Source organism: Kitasatospora sp. NPDC093679, assembly GCF_040683455.1.
Taxonomy (GTDB): Bacteria; Actinomycetota; Actinomycetes; order Streptomycetales; family Streptomycetaceae; genus Kitasatospora; species Kitasatospora arboriphila.
This window is the reverse complement of record NZ_JBFBDW010000004.1, coordinates 13,274-28,043: the sequence shown is the minus strand read 5'-3', so window position 1 is coordinate 28,043 and position 14,770 is coordinate 13,274. Positions and strand designations below refer to the sequence as shown.

Sequence of the window (14,770 nt, the reverse complement as noted above, 5' to 3'; positions counted from 1 at the left end):
GGACGCGGCCCGACGCCGGACTGATGGGTCGGAGGGCGGGCCGGTCGCCGCACTCTACCCGCCGGTAGGGAAGCTGTGGAAGCTGCCTGCCGGCGTCCCCGCACTGCGGCTGTCCTGCATGGATGCGGAGCGGGCCGGCCCCCGAGGGGGAGCCGGCCCGCCGTTCGTGCGGGGATCAGGCGGTGGTGCAGACCGTCCCGTTCAGGGTGAACGAGGCGGGCACCGGGTTGCTCGTGCCCCAACTGCCGTTGAAGCCGAACCCGTAGGACGCGCCGGGGGCGAGGCCGGTCGCCCAGGACGGGTTGGCCGCGGTCACGGCGGCGCCGGACTGGGTGAACACCGCGCTCCAGCCCTGGGTGACCTGCTGGCCGGCACCGAACTGCCAGCCCACCTGCCACGGGCCGATCGCCGAGGTGCCCTTGTTGGTCACGGTGACGTCGGCGGTGAAGCCGCCCGTCCACTGGTTGGCGATCCGGTACGCGACGGTGCAGCCGCCCGGCAGCGGCGAGGAGCTCGGCGGGGAGCTGGGCGGGGCGGACGGCGAGGGCGAGGCCGACGAGGACGGGGAGCCGGAGCCGGAACCGGACGGCGACGGGCTGGCCGTGGAGCCGCCGAAGGCCGCGGCCACCGCCGCCCAGGCAGGCTTGGCCTGCAGGTTCTCGTCGTACAGGGTGGCCGCGCCGTAGCCGGAGAAGACGCCCGGCACCCAGGAGTCGGCGTCGTCCAGGCCCCAGACGGTCACGCCGACGCAGCGGGCGACGGCCCGGCAGGCGGTGATCACCTTGCGGTAGTCCTCGGCCTGCGCGGCCAGGGCGGTGGCGTTGGACGGCGTCTGCATCCGGACGTCCAGCTCGGTGATCGCGACGTCCACGCCGAGGTCGGCGAAGCGCTGCAGGTTGGCCTTGAGGTCGGACGGCACCTGGCCGAGGACCAGGTGCGCCTGGAAGCCGACGCCGTCGATCGGAACGCCCTGCTGCTTCAGCGACTTGACGAGGTCGTAGAGCGCGGTGCTCTTCGCGTTGACGCCCTCGACGCTGTAGTCGTTGATGTACAGCCTGGCGGCCGGGTCGGCCTGGTGGGCCCAGGTCAGCGAGTCGGCGATCCAGCCGTCGCCGAGGTTGTCCTGCCAGATGCTGCTGCGGCGGGTGCCGTTGTCGTTGAAGGCCTCGTTGACGACGTCCCAGGCGTAGACCTTCCCGGCGTAGCGGCCGGCCTCGGTGGCGATGTGCTGCTGCAGCAGGGTGCGCAACCGGTCGGCACTGAAGCCGCCGTTGGTGATCCAGCCGGGCACCTGGCTGTGCCAGGCGAGGGTGTGGCCGCGGACGACCTGGCCGTTGGCCCGGGCGAAGGCGACCAGCCGGTCGGCGGCGGCCCAGTTGAGGTTGCCCTGGCTCGGTTCGACGGCGTCCCACTTCATCGCGTTCTCGGCCGTGACGGAGTTGAACTGCCCCGACACGAGCGAGCTGTAGGCGGTGGAGCCGGTGAGGCGGTTGTCCGAGACGGCGACGCCGATCTGGCGGCCGTCCGCCGATGCGAGGGTCCGCAACGGGGTGTCGGCGCCGTGGGCGCTGAGCGTGGACAACGGGAGGAGCACGGCGGCCAGCAGGGCGGCGAGGATCGCGACCAGGCTGCTGCGGCGCGGAGTGGAGGCCACGGGGGCGTCCCTTCTGCGTGAAGTGTGTACCCGGGGTACTGCGACACGCAGAGTCCCGGAGGGGTCGGTGGTGCCTCCGAGGGTTGGTGCCGACGCTACGGGTGGGGCGCGGGCACGTCAACGGGTCCGACGCGGTTGCGCCGGACCCGTGGGATGGCCGCCGGCCTCCGGGGCCGGCGAGCGGGTCAGAAGGTCAGCCGGGCGGACTCGTGGGTGCGGGTCTCGATGCCGGCGGCGGCCTTGTCGATGAGCTGGTGCGCGAGGTTGGAGCAGGCGCGCGCCGCGGCGAGCTCCTCGCCGATCGTGGAGTCGGGGGAGTCGTCGGGGTTGCGGCGGGCGATGCCGATGCCGCGCACGCCGGGCGCGCTGAACCCGCTGAGCGAGGCGGTGCAGCTCGTCCGGCTCTCGTCCTCCTCGAAGTTCAGGTCGACGATCCAGTGGTTGTGCATGCGGATCACCTTCTCGGACGGCGGTCGTCAGCCCCAGAATCCGCCCGCCGGGCGAGCCGTGCAAGCGTGGCGCGGGCGCAGCGGGCCGGGTGCGGCCGGGTGTGGGCCGACCCTTGTTACCGGCGGGTCACATGTCTATCATCGCGACTGTGACAGCTGAACTGTCAAACAAGGGAGAACGGCCGTGACCGAACCCGTCGGCCCCGCCGCCCACGGCCCGCTGGCCGGCGTCCGCGTGGTCGAACTGGCCGGCCTCGGACCCGGCCCGTTCGCCGCCATGCTGCTCGCCGACCTCGGTGCCGACGTGGTGCGCGTCGACCGCCCCGGCCCGCCGCCGCTCGGCCCCGCGCCCGCCCTCGACCTCACCAACCGCAACAAGCGCTCCGTCCTGGTCGACCTCAAGGCACCGGACGGCCCCGCCGCCGTGCTCGACCTCGTCGCCCGCGCCGACCTGCTGATCGAGGGCTACCGCCCCGGCGTCGCCGAACGCCTCGGCGTCGGCCCCGCCCGGTGCCTCGCCCGCAACCCCGCCCTCGTCTACGGCCGGATGACCGGCTGGGGCCAGGACGGCCCGCTCGCCGACCGGGCCGGCCACGACATCGGCTACATCGCCACCGCCGGCGTGCTCGGCCTGGTAGCCGGCGAACCCGGCGGCCCGCCCGGCGTCCCCGCCAACCTGCTCGGCGACTACGCCGGCGGCTCGCTCTACCTGGCCGTCGGCCTGCTCGCCGCCCTGCACCACGCCCGCGCCACCGGCACCGGCCAGGTCGTCGACGCCGCCGTCGTCGACGGCTCCGCCCACCTCACCAGCATGCTCTGGGGCCTCAAGGCGGCCGGCCACTGGCACGACACCCGCGGCGCCAACCTGCTCGACGGCGGCGCCCCCTACTACGCGCTCTACCGCACCGCCGACGGCGGGCACATGGCCGTCGGCGCGCTGGAGCCGCAGTTCTACGCCGAGTTCGCCCGGCTGCTCGGCCTCGGCGCGGACGCCCCCGGCCAGCACGACCTCGCCCGCTGGCCGGAGCTGCGCACCCTGATCGCCGACCGCTTCGCCACCCGCACCCGGGCCGACTGGACGGCCGTCTTCGAGGGCACCGACGCCTGCACCGCCCCCGTCCTCACCCTCGACGAGGCCGCCGACCACCCCCAGCTCAAGGCCCGGGGCAGCTACACCGAGCAGGACGGCGTCGTCCAGCCGGCCCCGGCCCCCCGGTTCTCCGCCACCCCCGGCACGCTGCGCCGCCCGCCCGCCCTGCCTGGCGCGCACACCGCGGAGGTCGCCCGCGACTGGGACGTCCCCGCCCTCGCCGGCCGTACGCAGGCACAGCCGCAGCAGTCCCGCACCGACCGTCCACACCACTGAGGAGCCGCAGGTGCAGCGCGAGATCTACACCGAGGAGCACGAGGCCTTCCGGGAGACCGTCCGGGCGTTCCTCGCCAAGGAGGTGCTGCCGCACCAGGAGCGCTGGGAGCAGGCCGGCATCGTCGACCGGGAGGCCTGGCTCGCCGCCGGCCGCCACGGCCTGCTCGGCCTCGCCGTCCCCGAGGAGTACGGCGGTGGCGGCACCCCCGACTTCCGCTTCCCGGCCGTCCTCGCCGAGGAGTTCACCCGGGCCGGGGTGAGCGGGCTGGCGCTCGGCCTGCACAACGACATCATCGGCCCGTACCTGACCTCGCTGGCGACCGAGGAGCAGAAGGGCCGCTGGCTGCCCGGCTTCTGCAGTGGCGACATCGTCACCGCGATCGCGATGACCGAGCCCGGTGCCGGCTCCGACCTGCAGGGCATCCGCACCACCGCCGTCGACCGGGGCGACCACTACCTCCTCAACGGCAGCAAGACCTTCATCTCCAACGGGATCATCTCCGACCTGGTGATCGTGGTGGCCCGCACCACCCCCGAAGGCGGCGCGCACGGGCTGAGCCTGCTGGTCGTCGAGCGCGGCATGCCGGGCTTCCGGCGCGGCCGCAACCTCGACAAGATCGGCCAGAAGTCCCAGGACACCGCCGAGCTGTTCTTCGACGACGTCCGCGTCCCCAAGGAGAACCTGCTCGGCGAGCTCAACGGGGGCTTCGTCCACCTGATGCGGAACCTCGCACAGGAGCGCCTGACCATCGCGGTCTCCGCGATCGCCGGCGCCGAACACCTGCTGGAGCTGACCACCCGCTACGTCCAGCAGCGGACCGCCTTCGGCAAGCCGCTCGCCAAGCTGCAGCACGTCCGCTTCGAGGTCGCCGAACTCGCCACCGAGTGCGCCGTCACCCGGACCTTCGTCGACCGCTGCATCACCGAGCACAACCGGTACGCGCTCACCCCGGTCGACGCCTCGATGGCGAAGTGGTGGGCCACCGAACTGCAGAAGCGCACCGCCGACCGCTGCCTGCAACTGCACGGCGGATACGGCTACATGACGGAATACCCGGTGGCGAAGGCGTTCACCGACGGCCGCATCCAGACGATCTACGGCGGCACCACCGAGATCATGAAAGAGATCATCGGCCGCTCCCTCCTCGGCTGACCGCCCGGTCACCTACCCCCGAAAGGCACTCACCGTGACCACTGAAGCGTTCGTCTACGACGCGATCCGCACCCCGCGCGGGCGCGGCAAGGCCAACGGCTCCCTGCACGGCACCAAGCCGATCGACCTGGTGGTCGGCCTGATCCACGAGCTCCAGGCCCGCTTCCCGACCCTGGACCCGGCCGCGATCGACGACATCGTGCTCGGCGTGGTCAGCCCGGTCGGCGACCAGGGCTCCGACATCGCCCGGATCGCCGCCATCGCGGCCGGCCTGCCCGACACCGTCGCCGGCGTCCAGGAGAACCGCTTCTGCGCCTCCGGCCTGGAGGCCGTCAACCTGGCCGCGGCAAAGGTCCGTTCGGGCTGGGAGGACCTCATCCTGGCCGGCGGCGTCGAGTCGATGTCCCGGGTCAAGATGGGCTCCGACGGCGGGGCCTGGGCGATGGACCCGATGACCGCGTACGAGACGGGCTTCGTCCCGCAGGGCATCGGCGCCGACCTGATCGCCACCGTCGAGGGCCTCAGCCGCACCGACGTGGACGCCTTCGCCGCCGAGTCCCAGGCCCGCGCCGCCAAGGCCCAGGCCGACGGCCACTTCGACCGCTCGGTGGTGCCGGTCCGCGACCGCAACGGCCTGATCGTGCTGGACCGCGACGAGTTCATCCGCCCCGGCACCACCGTCGAGACGCTGGCCGGCCTCAAGCCCTCCTTCGCCGGCATCGGCGAGGCCGGCGGCTTCGACGCCGTCGCCCTGCAGAAGTACCACTGGGTGGAGAGGATCGACCACGTCCACCACGCCGGCAACTCCTCCGGCATCGTCGACGGCGCCGCCCTGGTCGCGATCGGCTCCCGCGAGATCGGCGAGCGCTACGGACTCACCCCGCGCGCCCGGATCGTCTCCGCCGCCGTGTCCGGCTCCGAGCCCACCATCATGCTCACCGGCCCCGCCCCCGCCACCCGCAAGGCCCTCGCCAAGGCCGGACTCACCGCGGACGACATCGACCTGGTCGAGATCAACGAGGCCTTCGCCGCCGTCGCCCTGCGCTTCATGCGCGAACTCGGCTTCGGCCACGAGAAGGTCAACGTCAACGGCGGCGCCATCGCCCTCGGCCACCCGCTCGGAGCCACCGGCGCCATGCTCATCGGCACCCTCGTCGACGAACTGGAGCGCCGCGACCTCCGCTACGGCCTGGCCACCCTCTGCGTGGGCGGCGGCATGGGTGTCGCCACCGTGATCGAGCGCATCTGACCACCCCCTCCCCGCCACTCCCTGGAGAGACTTCCCCATGACTGCAGCATCCGCCATCCGCTGGGAGCAGGACCAGGACGGCGTGGTCACCCTCGTCCTCGACGACCCCGCCCAGTCCGTCAACACCATGAACGCCGCCTTCACCGAGGCGCTCGACGAGACCGTCGCCCGGCTGAAGGCCGCCGACGACGTGCGCGGCGTCATCGTCACCTCCGCCAAGAAGACCTTCTTCGCCGGTGGCGACCTCCACCTGCTCTCCTCCGTCGGGCCCGACCGGGCCGCCGAGACCTTCGAGCACGGCATGCGGATCAAGCGCGCCCTGCGCGCCCTGGAGACCCTCGGCAAGCCGGTCGTCGCCGCGATCAACGGTGCCGCCCTCGGCGGCGGCCTGGAGATCGCCCTCGCCTGCCACCACCGCATCGCCCTGGACACCCCGGCGACCAAGATCGGCCTGCCCGAGGTCACCCTCGGCCTGCTGCCCGGCGGCGGCGGAGTCGTCCGCACCGTGCGGCTGCTCGGCATCACCGACGCCCTGCTCAAGGTCCTGCTGCAGGGGCAGCAGTACCGCCCGGCGCAGGCCCTGCAGCACGGCCTGGTCGACGAACTCGCCGCCACCCCCGAGGAGATGCTCGCCAAGGCCCGCGCCTTCGTCGACGCCCACCCGGAGTCCGTGCAGCGCTTCGACGTCAAGGGCTACCGGATCCCCGGCGGCACCCCGGCCAGCCCCGCGCTCGCCGCCAACCTGCCCGCCTTCCCGGCCAACCTGCGCAAGCAGCTCGCCGGCGCGCCCTACCCGGCGCCGCGCAACATCCTGGCCGCGGCGGTGGAGAGCGCCCAGGTCGACGTCGACACCGCGATGGCCATCGAGGCCCGGTACTTCACCGAGCTGGTCTGCGGCCAGACCGCCAAGAACATGATCCAGGCCTTCTTCTTCGACATGCAGGCCGTCAACTCCGGTGCCGGCCGCCCCAAGGGCGTCCCCGCCCGGAAGGTCGAGAAGGTCGCCGTGCTCGGCGCCGGCATGATGGGCGCCGGCATCGCGTACTCCTGCGCCAAGGCCGGCATCGAGGTCCTCCTCAAGGACGTCACCGTCGAGGCCGCCGAACGCGGCAAGGCCTACTCCGCCGCGCTGCTCGACAAGGCGGTCGCCCGCGGCCGCAGCACCGAGGCCGAGCGCGCCGGGTTCCTCGCCCGGATCACCCCGACCGCGGAGGCCGCCGACCTGGCCGGCTGCGACGCCGTCATCGAGGCCGTCTTCGAGAACCCCGAGCTCAAGCACAAGGTCTTCCAGGAGGTCCAGGACGTCGTCGCCCCCGACGCCCTGCTCTGCTCCAACACCTCCACCCTGCCGATCGGGCTGCTCGCCGAAGGCGTCGACCGCACCGCCGACTTCATCGGCCTGCACTTCTTCTCGCCGGTCGACAAGATGCCGCTGGTCGAGATCATCCGCGGCCCGCAGACCGGCGACGAGGCGCTCGCCCGCGCCTTCGACCTCGTCCGGCAGATCCGCAAGACGCCGATCGTGGTCAACGACTCCCGCGGCTTCTTCACCTCCCGGGTGATCGGACAGTTCATCAACGAGGGCGTCGCGATGGTCGGCGAGGGCCTCGACCCGGTCTCCGTCGAGCAGGCCGCCGCCCAGGCCGGCTACCCGGCCAAGGTCCTGTCGCTGATGGACGAGCTCACCCTCACCCTGCCCCGCAAGATCCGGAACGAGTCCCGGCGGGCCGTCGAGGAGGCCGGCGGCAGCTGGCAGCCGCACCCCGCCGACACCGTCATCGACCGCATGGTCGACGAGTTCGGCCGCGAGGGCCGCAGCGGCGGCGCCGGCTTCTACGAGTACGAGAATGGGCAGCGTGCCCGGCTCTGGCCCGGCCTGCGCGAGCACTTCACGCAGCCCGGCAAGGAGATCCCGTTCGAGGACATGAAGGAGCGGATGCTCTTCGCCGAGGCCCTGGACTCCGTCCGCTGCCTGGAGGAGTCCGTCCTCACCTCGGTCGCCGACGCCAACATCGGCTCCATCCTCGGCATCGGCTTCCCCGCCTGGACGGGCGGCGTCCTCCAGTACATCAACGGCTACCCCGGCGGCCTCACCGGATTCGCCGCCCGCGCCCGCGAACTGGCCGCCGCCTACGGCGACCGCTTCACCCCGCCCGCACTCCTGGACGAGATGGCCGCCGACGGCCGCACCTTCCGGGACTGACACCCGCGACACCCGCGCCGCCCCCGCCCACCCCGGGCGGGGGCGGCGCCCGTGCGTAGGCTTCCCCCGTGAACGACTTCGTACCCGGCCTGCGGATCAGACCCGGTGGCCCGGGCGACGCGGCGGCCGTCCTCGGGATGCTGGACGCGGCCGTGCGCTGGATGAACGAGCGCGGCAACACCGAGCAGTGGGGAACCGTCCCGTACTCGCAACGGCCCGGCGGACCGGACCGCGTCGAGCGGTACACCACCGAGAACGAGCCCCACATCGCCGAGTACGACGGCACACCGGTCGGCGCCCTGGTGCTCGACTCCGGGCCCAGCCCGCAGCTGCCGATCGCCCCGGCCGGCGAACCCGAGCGCTACGTCCGGCTGTTGGTCTCCGACCGCCGGCACGCCGGTCTCGGCATCGGCGCGGCGCTGCTCGCCCACGCCGCCGAGGAGACCCGGCGGGCCGGCGCCGCGCTGCTGCGGGTCGACTGCTGGACGGGCGGCGGCGGTGCGCTGGTCGCCTTCTACGAGCGCAACGGCTTCACCCGCACCGACCGCTTCCTGGACGGCAGCTGGCCCGGGCAGGTCCTGGCCCGCCGGCTCGGCTGACCGATCGCCCCTGCGCCCGCGGGAGCCCGGCAGCCCGGGCGTCGGTGGGCACCGATAGCCTGGTCCGTAGTGATCATCCGGAGGAGGGGGACAGGATGGGCCGGCTGACCTGGCAGGAGACGACGGCGTACCGGGCGAGGCTCCGTGGCTGCCTGCTCGGCGGCGCGATCGGCGACGCCCTCGGCAACCCGATCGAGATGAAGTCCATGGTCACCGTCGAGGCCGAGCACGGGCCGACCGGCATCACCGGACTCGTCCCGGACCGCGAGGGCGTGATCGGCCGGATCACCGACGACACCCAGATGACCCTCTTCTCCGCCGAGGGCTGGATGTACGGCTACCGCCGCATCCAGACCAAGGGCCTCGGCGGCGCCGAGACCACCCTGATCAAGGAGGCCTACCTGCGCTGGCTGGAGACCCAGCGGCACCCCGGCCCGCTGCCCCACGAGGGCCTCGGGCACCGCTGGGGCAACCTGCGCGAGCAGCAGTGGCTGTACGCCCGCCGCGCCCCCGGCCGCGCCTGCGAGTTCGGCCTCCAGGAGGACCACATCCCCGACGCGCACGCCCCGGTCGACGGCAGCCCGGGCCCGGTGAACCCGGACTCCAAGGGCTGCGGCTCCGTCATGCGCTCGGCGCCCTTCGGCTTCACCGGCCGCGGCATCACCGGCAGGGGCGACTTGCACGCCTTCGAACTCGCCGCCCGCTGCTCCCGGATCACCCACGGCCACCCGACCGCCCAGCTCGCCTCCGGTGCCTTCGCGGCCATGATCAGCCGCCTGGTCGACGGCGAGTCGCTGCCGGACGCCGTCCGCAACGCCATGGAACTGCTCACCCGCTACCCCAACCACGAGGAGACCTACGCCGCACTGCAGCGGGCCGTCGCCCTGGCCGAGGCCGGTCCGGCCACCCCGCTGACGGTGGAGAGCCTCGGCGGCGGCTGGACGGCCGAGGAGGCGCTCGCCATCGGCGTCTACGCGGCCCTCGCCCGCACCGAGTTCTGGAAGCACCGCACCCCGATCGAGTCGGCCCTGCTGCTGTCGGTCAACCACTCCGGCGACAGCGACTCCACCGGCTCGATCTGCGGCAACCTGCTCGGCGCCCACCACGGCGACGCCATGCTGCCGCCGGACTGGCTCGGCCAGATCGAGGGCCGTGCGGCGATCGCCGTCGTCGCCGACGACTTCGCCGCGGTCGTCCACCCGGGCGAGAAGCGCCCCTGGGTGTACTCGGCCTGACGGGCGTGCGGATGCCTCGTCGGGAGGTGCCCCACGCGCCCCCTGCCGGGTGCCCGGACGTCCTTCGACGCCACGCGTCAGCGCTGACCCCCGGCGGGCCGGGAGAGGCGGTAGACGACGCTCGGGCGGAGCGGGCTGCCTTCGGGGGCGTACGGGTCGTCGAAGTCCTCGGCCGGGTCGCGGACCATGCCGAGGCGCTGCATCACCGCCTGCGAGCGGCGGTTGGCGGCGGTGGTGACGGCGAGGACCTCGGGCAGGCCGAGGGCGTCGAAGGCGAAGTCGAGGCAGGCCCGGCCGGCCTCGGTGGCGTAGCCGTGGCCCCAGGCGTCGCGGGCGAGCCGCCAGCCGACCTCGACCCCGGTGAAGGGCATGTCCTCGTCCACGTCGTCGAGCCCGGCGAAGCCGAGGAACTCGCCGGTGGCGGTCGACTCCACCGCCCACCAGCCGTAGCCGCGCCGCGCCAGGTCGGCGCGGAAGGCGGCCACCCCGGCGTCGCACTGCTCGCGGGTGAGCAGGTCCCCGAGGTGCTCGCGCACCGCGGGGTCGGCGTTCATCGCCGCCCAGGGGGCGAGGTCGGACTCCCGCCAGGGGCGCAGGGTGAGGCGTGCGGTGTGCAGTTCGGTCATGGCCCGAGCCAACCCCGGGCGGCCCGCCGTGTCGACCGGGTTTCCCGGCACTAGTCGGTGCTGCCGGTCAGTTCCTCGGCGAGCGAGCGCTGGAAGGCGGTGACGATGGCCTGCACCACCAGGGGCTGGATGCGGTCGGTGAGACTCTTCATCCGGTCCAGGTCGGCCGGGGCGGGGGCGCTCTCCCGGTAGGGCTTCCACACGGTGTCGCGGAAGAGCCGGTGCAGGTCGTGCGCGGTGGCCTGGCTGTGCAGCCGGACGACGGCGCGGGCCGCCAGCAGGGTCTCCAGCGGGATCGGCACGTCCAGGATCCGCACGCCGAGCGGCAGCAGCCCGGGGTCGGTCTTGAAGACGTCGGGATCCTCGGTGCGGTGCAGGGCGCCCATGGCGGCGAGCCGGTCCAGGTCGGCGTCGGAGGGGTCGCGGCCGATCCGCCGGGCGAGCTGCTCGCGGTCGGTCTCCTCGGCTGCCTCCGGCGTCCAGGAGGCGACCAGGGCGCGGTGGATGGCGAGGTCCAGCGAGCCGATGTCCTCGGGGAGTTGGGCGAGGTAGCGTTCGATCGCCGCCAGTGTGAGGCCCTGCCGCTGGAGTTCCTCGATGAGTTCCAGCCGGCCGAGGTGCTCCGGCCCGTACAGGCCGACCCGGCGCGGGCCGAGCTCGGGCGGCGGGAGCAGGCCCTTGGCGGCGTAGAAGCGCAGCGTGCGGACGGTCACCCCGGCCCGGGCCGCCAGTTCGTCGACGGTGAGCTGCGGTGTGCCTGCTGTCATCCGGTGCAACCTCTTCCGCCCGTTCGCCCCGCCGGGTGCGGCAGTCCTGCTGTGACAGCACCAGTGTGACAGTGCCGCGACCTGCCGGTCCACCGCGTCCGCCCGGCCGGGGGCCGTCCCGTTCCGCGCGCTTCGATGCGGCACCCGCACGCATCGGCCGGCACGGCCTAGGCTGGCGGTCATGAGCCCTTCGATCGCCACCAACACCCGGGTGGAGCTGGCCGAGTTGCTGGACTTCGTCCGTCCGCGCCACCGGGCGCTGCTGCTCACCCGCCGTGCCGACGGCACCCCGCAGGCCTCCCCGCTGACCTGCGGGGTGGACGACTCCGGCCGGATCGTGATCTCCACGTACCCCGAGCGGGCGAAGACCCGCAACGCCCGGCGGGACTCCGCGGTCAGCGTGGTGGTGCTCTCCGACGAGTGGGACGGCCCCTGGGTGCAGGTGGACGGCGAGGCCGAGGTGCTGGACGGTCCGGAGGCCGTGGAGCCGCTGGTGGAGTACTACCGGAACATCGCCGGCGAGCACCCGGACTGGGACGAGTACCGCGAGGCGATGCGTCGGCAGGGCAAGTCGCTGATCCGGATCACCCCGCGGCGCTGGGGCCCGGTCGCCACCGGCGGCTTCCCGGCCCGCCTGGTGCAGGACCGGTAGGAGGCCGTCCGGACTACCGGACTGCCGGAGAGCCCGAGGGGCCGGCGCCGGGACGTCCCCCGGCACCGGCCCCTCGGGCCGACGGGCGCACCCCTGCGGTCAGGCCCGCGAGCGGCGGCGGGCCGCGACCAGGACGGCGGCACCGAGCGCGACGGCCGTGCCACCGGCCGCGGCGATGCCGGCGAGCGGCGCGTCGGTGCCGGTGGAGGCCAGCCGGTCGGCGCCGGTGGTCGCCCCGGTGCCGGTCGTCCAGGCGGTGGTCGTGCCGGTGGTGGCCGTGGTGGTCCCGGTGGTTGCGGAGGCCGGGGTGACGGTGCTGCCGCCCTTGCCCTGCGTGCCGGTGCCGCCCTGGCCCGTGGTGCCCTGACCGGTGGTGGTCCGGTCGGCCGCGGCCTTGTCCTTGGCCTCCGCCTCGGGCAGACCGGTGGTCAGGAAGGCTCGGAGCGCCTCGGGGGTGCCGGCGGCCAGCGCGGCGAGGGCGGCCTTCCGCACCTCGGGGCCGCCGGTCTCGGCGAGCTGGGAGACCCTGAGCCGGTCGTCGGCGGCCCGGATCGAGGGCAGGTCGGCGAGGAACTTCAGCACGTCCGCGTCGGTGCCGTGCATCGCCTTCTCGGCGGCCTCGCGGAGGATCCGGCCGATGCCCTTCTCGCCGAGGATCCGGGCCACCTTGATCCGGTTGTCGTCGGCGATGATCTTCTTCAGCTCGACGGTGAGGAAGTGCTCGATCTCGGCGTCGGTGCCGCTCATCGCCTTCCGGGCGGCCTCGCGCAGGTACTGGCTGTTGTTCTGGTCGGCGATCAGCTGGACCAGCCGGACCCGGTTGTCCTGCGCCCGCAGTCGCGGGTAGTCGACGGTGAGGAAGTGCTCGACGTCGGCGTCGGTGCCGCTCATCGCCTTCTGGGCGGCCTCGCGCACGCCGCGTCTGGTGGTCTGGTCGGCGATCAGCTGGACCAGCCGGACCCGGTTGTCCTGCGCCCGCAGCCGCGGGTAGTCGACGGTGAGGAAGTGCCGGCGGTCCTGCGGGGTGCCGGCGAGCGCCTTGGTGGCGGCCTCGCGGACGCCGCGGCCGGTCCGCGGGTCGGCCAGGATGCGCTCGATCTCGGCGCGGTCGGCCGCGTCCTGCTCGGCCGCGTCGTCGGAGGCGGGGCCGCCGGCCGGCGCGGGAGCCTGGTCCGAGGTCGGCGGCGCGTCCGACCGGGACCGGCCGGCCGGCAGTTCCTCGGCCGACGCGGGTGCGGCGGCGAGGGCGACAGGTGCGGAAACCGCTGCCACGAGCGCGGCAGCGGCCAGCGAACGACGGATGTTCACGAATCCCCCGGAATGATGATCAGACGTCACACCGTCTTCGCGGATCTTCACGCGCGACAGCGAATGTGATCGTACATCAATCATCTTGTACGTCGGCGAACTTACCCGTCCGGAGCCCCTCGGGCCGGCCGCGGAGGCGGACCGAGGGCGGCCCGCACGAGGTCCAGCACCTCCTGGTCGGTCAGACCCGAAGTCCGCGCCTCGGCGACCAGGGCGTCGGCGGCCGCGCCGAGACGGGCCCGGCCCGGTGACGCGGCGTCGGTGATCTGCGCCCCGCGGCCGCGGCGCAGGTCGATCAGCCCCTCCTCGCGGAGGATCTGGTAACCGCGCAGCACGGTGTGCATGTTGACGTCGAGCGAGCCGGCGAGGGTGCGGGCGGGCGGCAGCCGGTCGCCGGGCCCCGCGGAGCCCTCGGCGACGGCACGGCGGACGCAGGCGGCGATCTGCTCGGCCAGCGGCTGCGGGGAGGCGGGATTCACGCGGAAGAGCACGGGCGGTCCTCCCGGGAGCGCCGGACGAGGGCATCGAGCAGCCCGACGGCCGTTCCGGCGTCGGGGACGGAGACGGTGAACTCCCGTCCGTCGGTGAGCCGTACGGCGACGGCCTCGCCGGGCCGCAGCACCAGGCCGCTGCGCCCGGGCCCGGAGCGGTACCCCTCGTCGCCGAAGACCCCCGTCCACCGGACCTCGCGGCGGTCGGCGGCGGCGATCCGCTCCAGCGGCAGCTGCACCCGGGGCCGGCGGAGCAGCGGCAGCCGGACGGTCAGGCCGTTCCGGTCGACGGTGACCCGGACCCGGCCGGCGGCCGTGGTGAGCGCGCCGATCAGGGCGGCGGGCAGGGCCCCGGCGCCGGCCCCGGCGAGCAGCAGGACGGCGGCGAGCCCCAGCAGGGCGGGGCCGAGGGTGCCCAGCAGCGGCGAGCCGACCGTACGGGACCAGGAGGCGGTCTCCCCGGCGGCGAGCTCGACCGGGGCGGGCGCCGGGGGAGCGGCCGCGGCGGCCGGTGCCGGGCGGACGACCGCGCCGCTCAGCAGCAGGCCGACGGCCGCCGCGAGGACGGCGGCGCCGCCGCAGAGGGCCGCGACGGTGCCCGGCAGGCGGGCGTCGGCGGCGCGGCCGGCGTGCGCGTTCGCGGCGGGCACCAGGCAGCACAGCGTGCCGAGCAGGGCGGCCGCCGCCCAGGTGCCCGCGGTCAGGGCGCGCCGGGCCCGGGCCGGCAGCGTGTCGGCGAGCGCCAGGCGGCCGAGGGCGCCGCCGATGAGCGCGATCAGCCCGAGCGAGGCGGCGAGGAAGCGCCACCCGGGCAGGGTGCCGTCGGCGCCGTCGCCGGAGAAGTGCACGGCGAGCGGATCGGGCAGCCGGGGCCGCAGCGCGGCGTACACCAGCAGGACGGCCGCGGCTGCGGCCGCGGTCGGCAGGACGGTGACGGCGACCGCGGCACGGGACGGCCGGGGCGAAAGGCGCGGCCGGGGCGGCAGGGACGGTCGGGTTAACGGCAGTGCGGGCACGG

General features: G+C 74.3%; 14 protein-coding genes. 7 read left to right on the top strand and 7 right to left on the bottom strand.

The window, feature by feature from the left end; all coding sequences use genetic code 11:
• Positions 1-175: 175 nt before the first annotated feature.
• Positions 176-1,654 (bottom strand): endo-1,4-beta-xylanase, encoded by a 1,479-nt coding sequence (locus AB0O09_RS05020; protein ID WP_363540240.1) that lies wholly within the window; start codon positions 1,652-1,654, stop codon positions 176-178.
• 185 nt (positions 1,655-1,839) lie between these two features.
• Positions 1,840-2,103, bottom strand: coding sequence for a DUF1876 domain-containing protein (locus AB0O09_RS05015; RefSeq protein WP_363540239.1), 264 nt, complete (start codon positions 2,101-2,103; stop codon positions 1,840-1,842).
• A 184-nt stretch (positions 2,104-2,287) separates the two neighbouring features.
• On the opposite strand from AB0O09_RS05015, the gene AB0O09_RS05010 reads away from it, so the two are divergent.
• The 6 genes from AB0O09_RS05010 to AB0O09_RS04985 all read left to right on the top strand — a co-directional run bounded on the left by AB0O09_RS05010 (position 2,288) and on the right by AB0O09_RS04985 (position 9,908).
• Positions 2,288-3,469, top strand: a complete 1,182-nt coding sequence (locus AB0O09_RS05010) for a CaiB/BaiF CoA-transferase family protein (protein ID WP_363540238.1) — start codon at positions 2,288-2,290, stop codon at positions 3,467-3,469.
• A 10-nt stretch (positions 3,470-3,479) separates the two neighbouring features.
• Entirely contained in the window at positions 3,480-4,622 is a 1,143-nt protein-coding gene (locus AB0O09_RS05005; protein ID WP_363540237.1) for an acyl-CoA dehydrogenase family protein, read from the top strand.
• A gap of 34 nt (positions 4,623-4,656) precedes the next feature.
• Positions 4,657-5,871, top strand: coding sequence for an acetyl-CoA C-acetyltransferase (locus tag AB0O09_RS05000; protein ID WP_363540236.1), 1,215 nt, complete (start codon positions 4,657-4,659; stop codon positions 5,869-5,871).
• Positions 5,872-5,908: 37 nt separating this feature from the next.
• Positions 5,909-8,074 (top strand): 3-hydroxyacyl-CoA dehydrogenase NAD-binding domain-containing protein, encoded by a 2,166-nt coding sequence (locus AB0O09_RS04995; protein ID WP_363540235.1) that lies wholly within the window; start codon positions 5,909-5,911, stop codon positions 8,072-8,074.
• Positions 8,075-8,211: 137 nt separating this feature from the next.
• Complete coding sequence (locus tag AB0O09_RS04990) at positions 8,212-8,673, top strand: GNAT family N-acetyltransferase (protein WP_363540406.1); 462 nt, start codon at positions 8,212-8,214, stop codon at positions 8,671-8,673.
• Between the two features lie 95 nt (positions 8,674-8,768).
• The gene (locus AB0O09_RS04985; protein ID WP_363540234.1) at positions 8,769-9,908 is read left to right on the top strand and encodes an ADP-ribosylglycohydrolase family protein; all 1,140 of its coding nucleotides are present in this window, start codon (positions 8,769-8,771) and stop codon (positions 9,906-9,908) included.
• A gap of 77 nt (positions 9,909-9,985) precedes the next feature.
• Here AB0O09_RS04985 and AB0O09_RS04980 read toward each other — a convergent pair whose 3' ends face one another.
• Together AB0O09_RS04980 and AB0O09_RS04975 are read right to left on the bottom strand one after the other, a co-directional pair.
• Positions 9,986-10,534 (bottom strand): GNAT family N-acetyltransferase, encoded by a 549-nt coding sequence (locus tag AB0O09_RS04980; protein ID WP_363540233.1) that lies wholly within the window; start codon positions 10,532-10,534, stop codon positions 9,986-9,988.
• Between the two features lie 50 nt (positions 10,535-10,584).
• On the bottom strand, positions 10,585-11,301 hold the full coding sequence (locus AB0O09_RS04975) for a MerR family transcriptional regulator (protein WP_363540232.1): 717 nt from the start codon (positions 11,299-11,301) through the stop codon (positions 10,585-10,587).
• A 181-nt stretch (positions 11,302-11,482) separates the two neighbouring features.
• Between AB0O09_RS04975 and AB0O09_RS04970 the strand changes: the two genes are divergently transcribed.
• On the top strand, positions 11,483-11,953 hold the full coding sequence (locus tag AB0O09_RS04970) for a PPOX class F420-dependent oxidoreductase (protein WP_344626034.1): 471 nt from the start codon (positions 11,483-11,485) through the stop codon (positions 11,951-11,953).
• A gap of 99 nt (positions 11,954-12,052) precedes the next feature.
• On the opposite strand, the gene AB0O09_RS04965 is transcribed toward AB0O09_RS04970, so the two are convergent.
• The 3 genes from AB0O09_RS04965 to AB0O09_RS04955 all read right to left on the bottom strand — a co-directional run bounded on the left by AB0O09_RS04965 (position 12,053) and on the right by AB0O09_RS04955 (position 14,768).
• Entirely contained in the window at positions 12,053-13,261 is a 1,209-nt protein-coding gene (locus AB0O09_RS04965) for an ALF repeat-containing protein (RefSeq protein ID WP_363540231.1), read from the bottom strand.
• A 101-nt stretch (positions 13,262-13,362) separates the two neighbouring features.
• Positions 13,363-13,752, bottom strand: coding sequence for a GntR family transcriptional regulator (locus tag AB0O09_RS04960; protein ID WP_363540230.1), 390 nt, complete (start codon positions 13,750-13,752; stop codon positions 13,363-13,365).
• Entirely contained in the window at positions 13,737-14,768 is a 1,032-nt protein-coding gene (locus tag AB0O09_RS04955; RefSeq protein WP_363540229.1) for a DUF1648 domain-containing protein, read from the bottom strand. The genes AB0O09_RS04960 and AB0O09_RS04955 overlap by 16 nt, the downstream gene beginning before the upstream one ends.
• Positions 14,769-14,770 lie beyond the last annotated feature (2 nt).

Excerpts from the sequence above, each read along its gene's own strand:
- AB0O09_RS05015 (WP_363540239.1), bottom strand. The coding sequence starts at position 2,103 with ATGCACAACCACTGGATCGTCGACCTGAACTTCGAGGAGGACGAGAGC.
- AB0O09_RS04990 (WP_363540406.1), top strand. The coding sequence starts at position 8,212 with ATGCTGGACGCGGCCGTGCGCTGGATGAACGAGCGCGGCAACACCGAG.
- AB0O09_RS04975 (WP_363540232.1), bottom strand. The coding sequence starts at position 11,301 with ATGACAGCAGGCACACCGCAGCTCACCGTCGACGAACTGGCGGCCCGG.
- AB0O09_RS04985 (WP_363540234.1), top strand. The coding sequence starts at position 8,769 with ATGGGCCGGCTGACCTGGCAGGAGACGACGGCGTACCGGGCGAGGCTC.
- AB0O09_RS04980 (WP_363540233.1), bottom strand. The coding sequence starts at position 10,534 with ATGACCGAACTGCACACCGCACGCCTCACCCTGCGCCCCTGGCGGGAG.
- AB0O09_RS04970 (WP_344626034.1), top strand. The coding sequence starts at position 11,483 with ATGAGCCCTTCGATCGCCACCAACACCCGGGTGGAGCTGGCCGAGTTG.
- AB0O09_RS04995 (WP_363540235.1), top strand. The coding sequence starts at position 5,909 with ATGACTGCAGCATCCGCCATCCGCTGGGAGCAGGACCAGGACGGCGTG.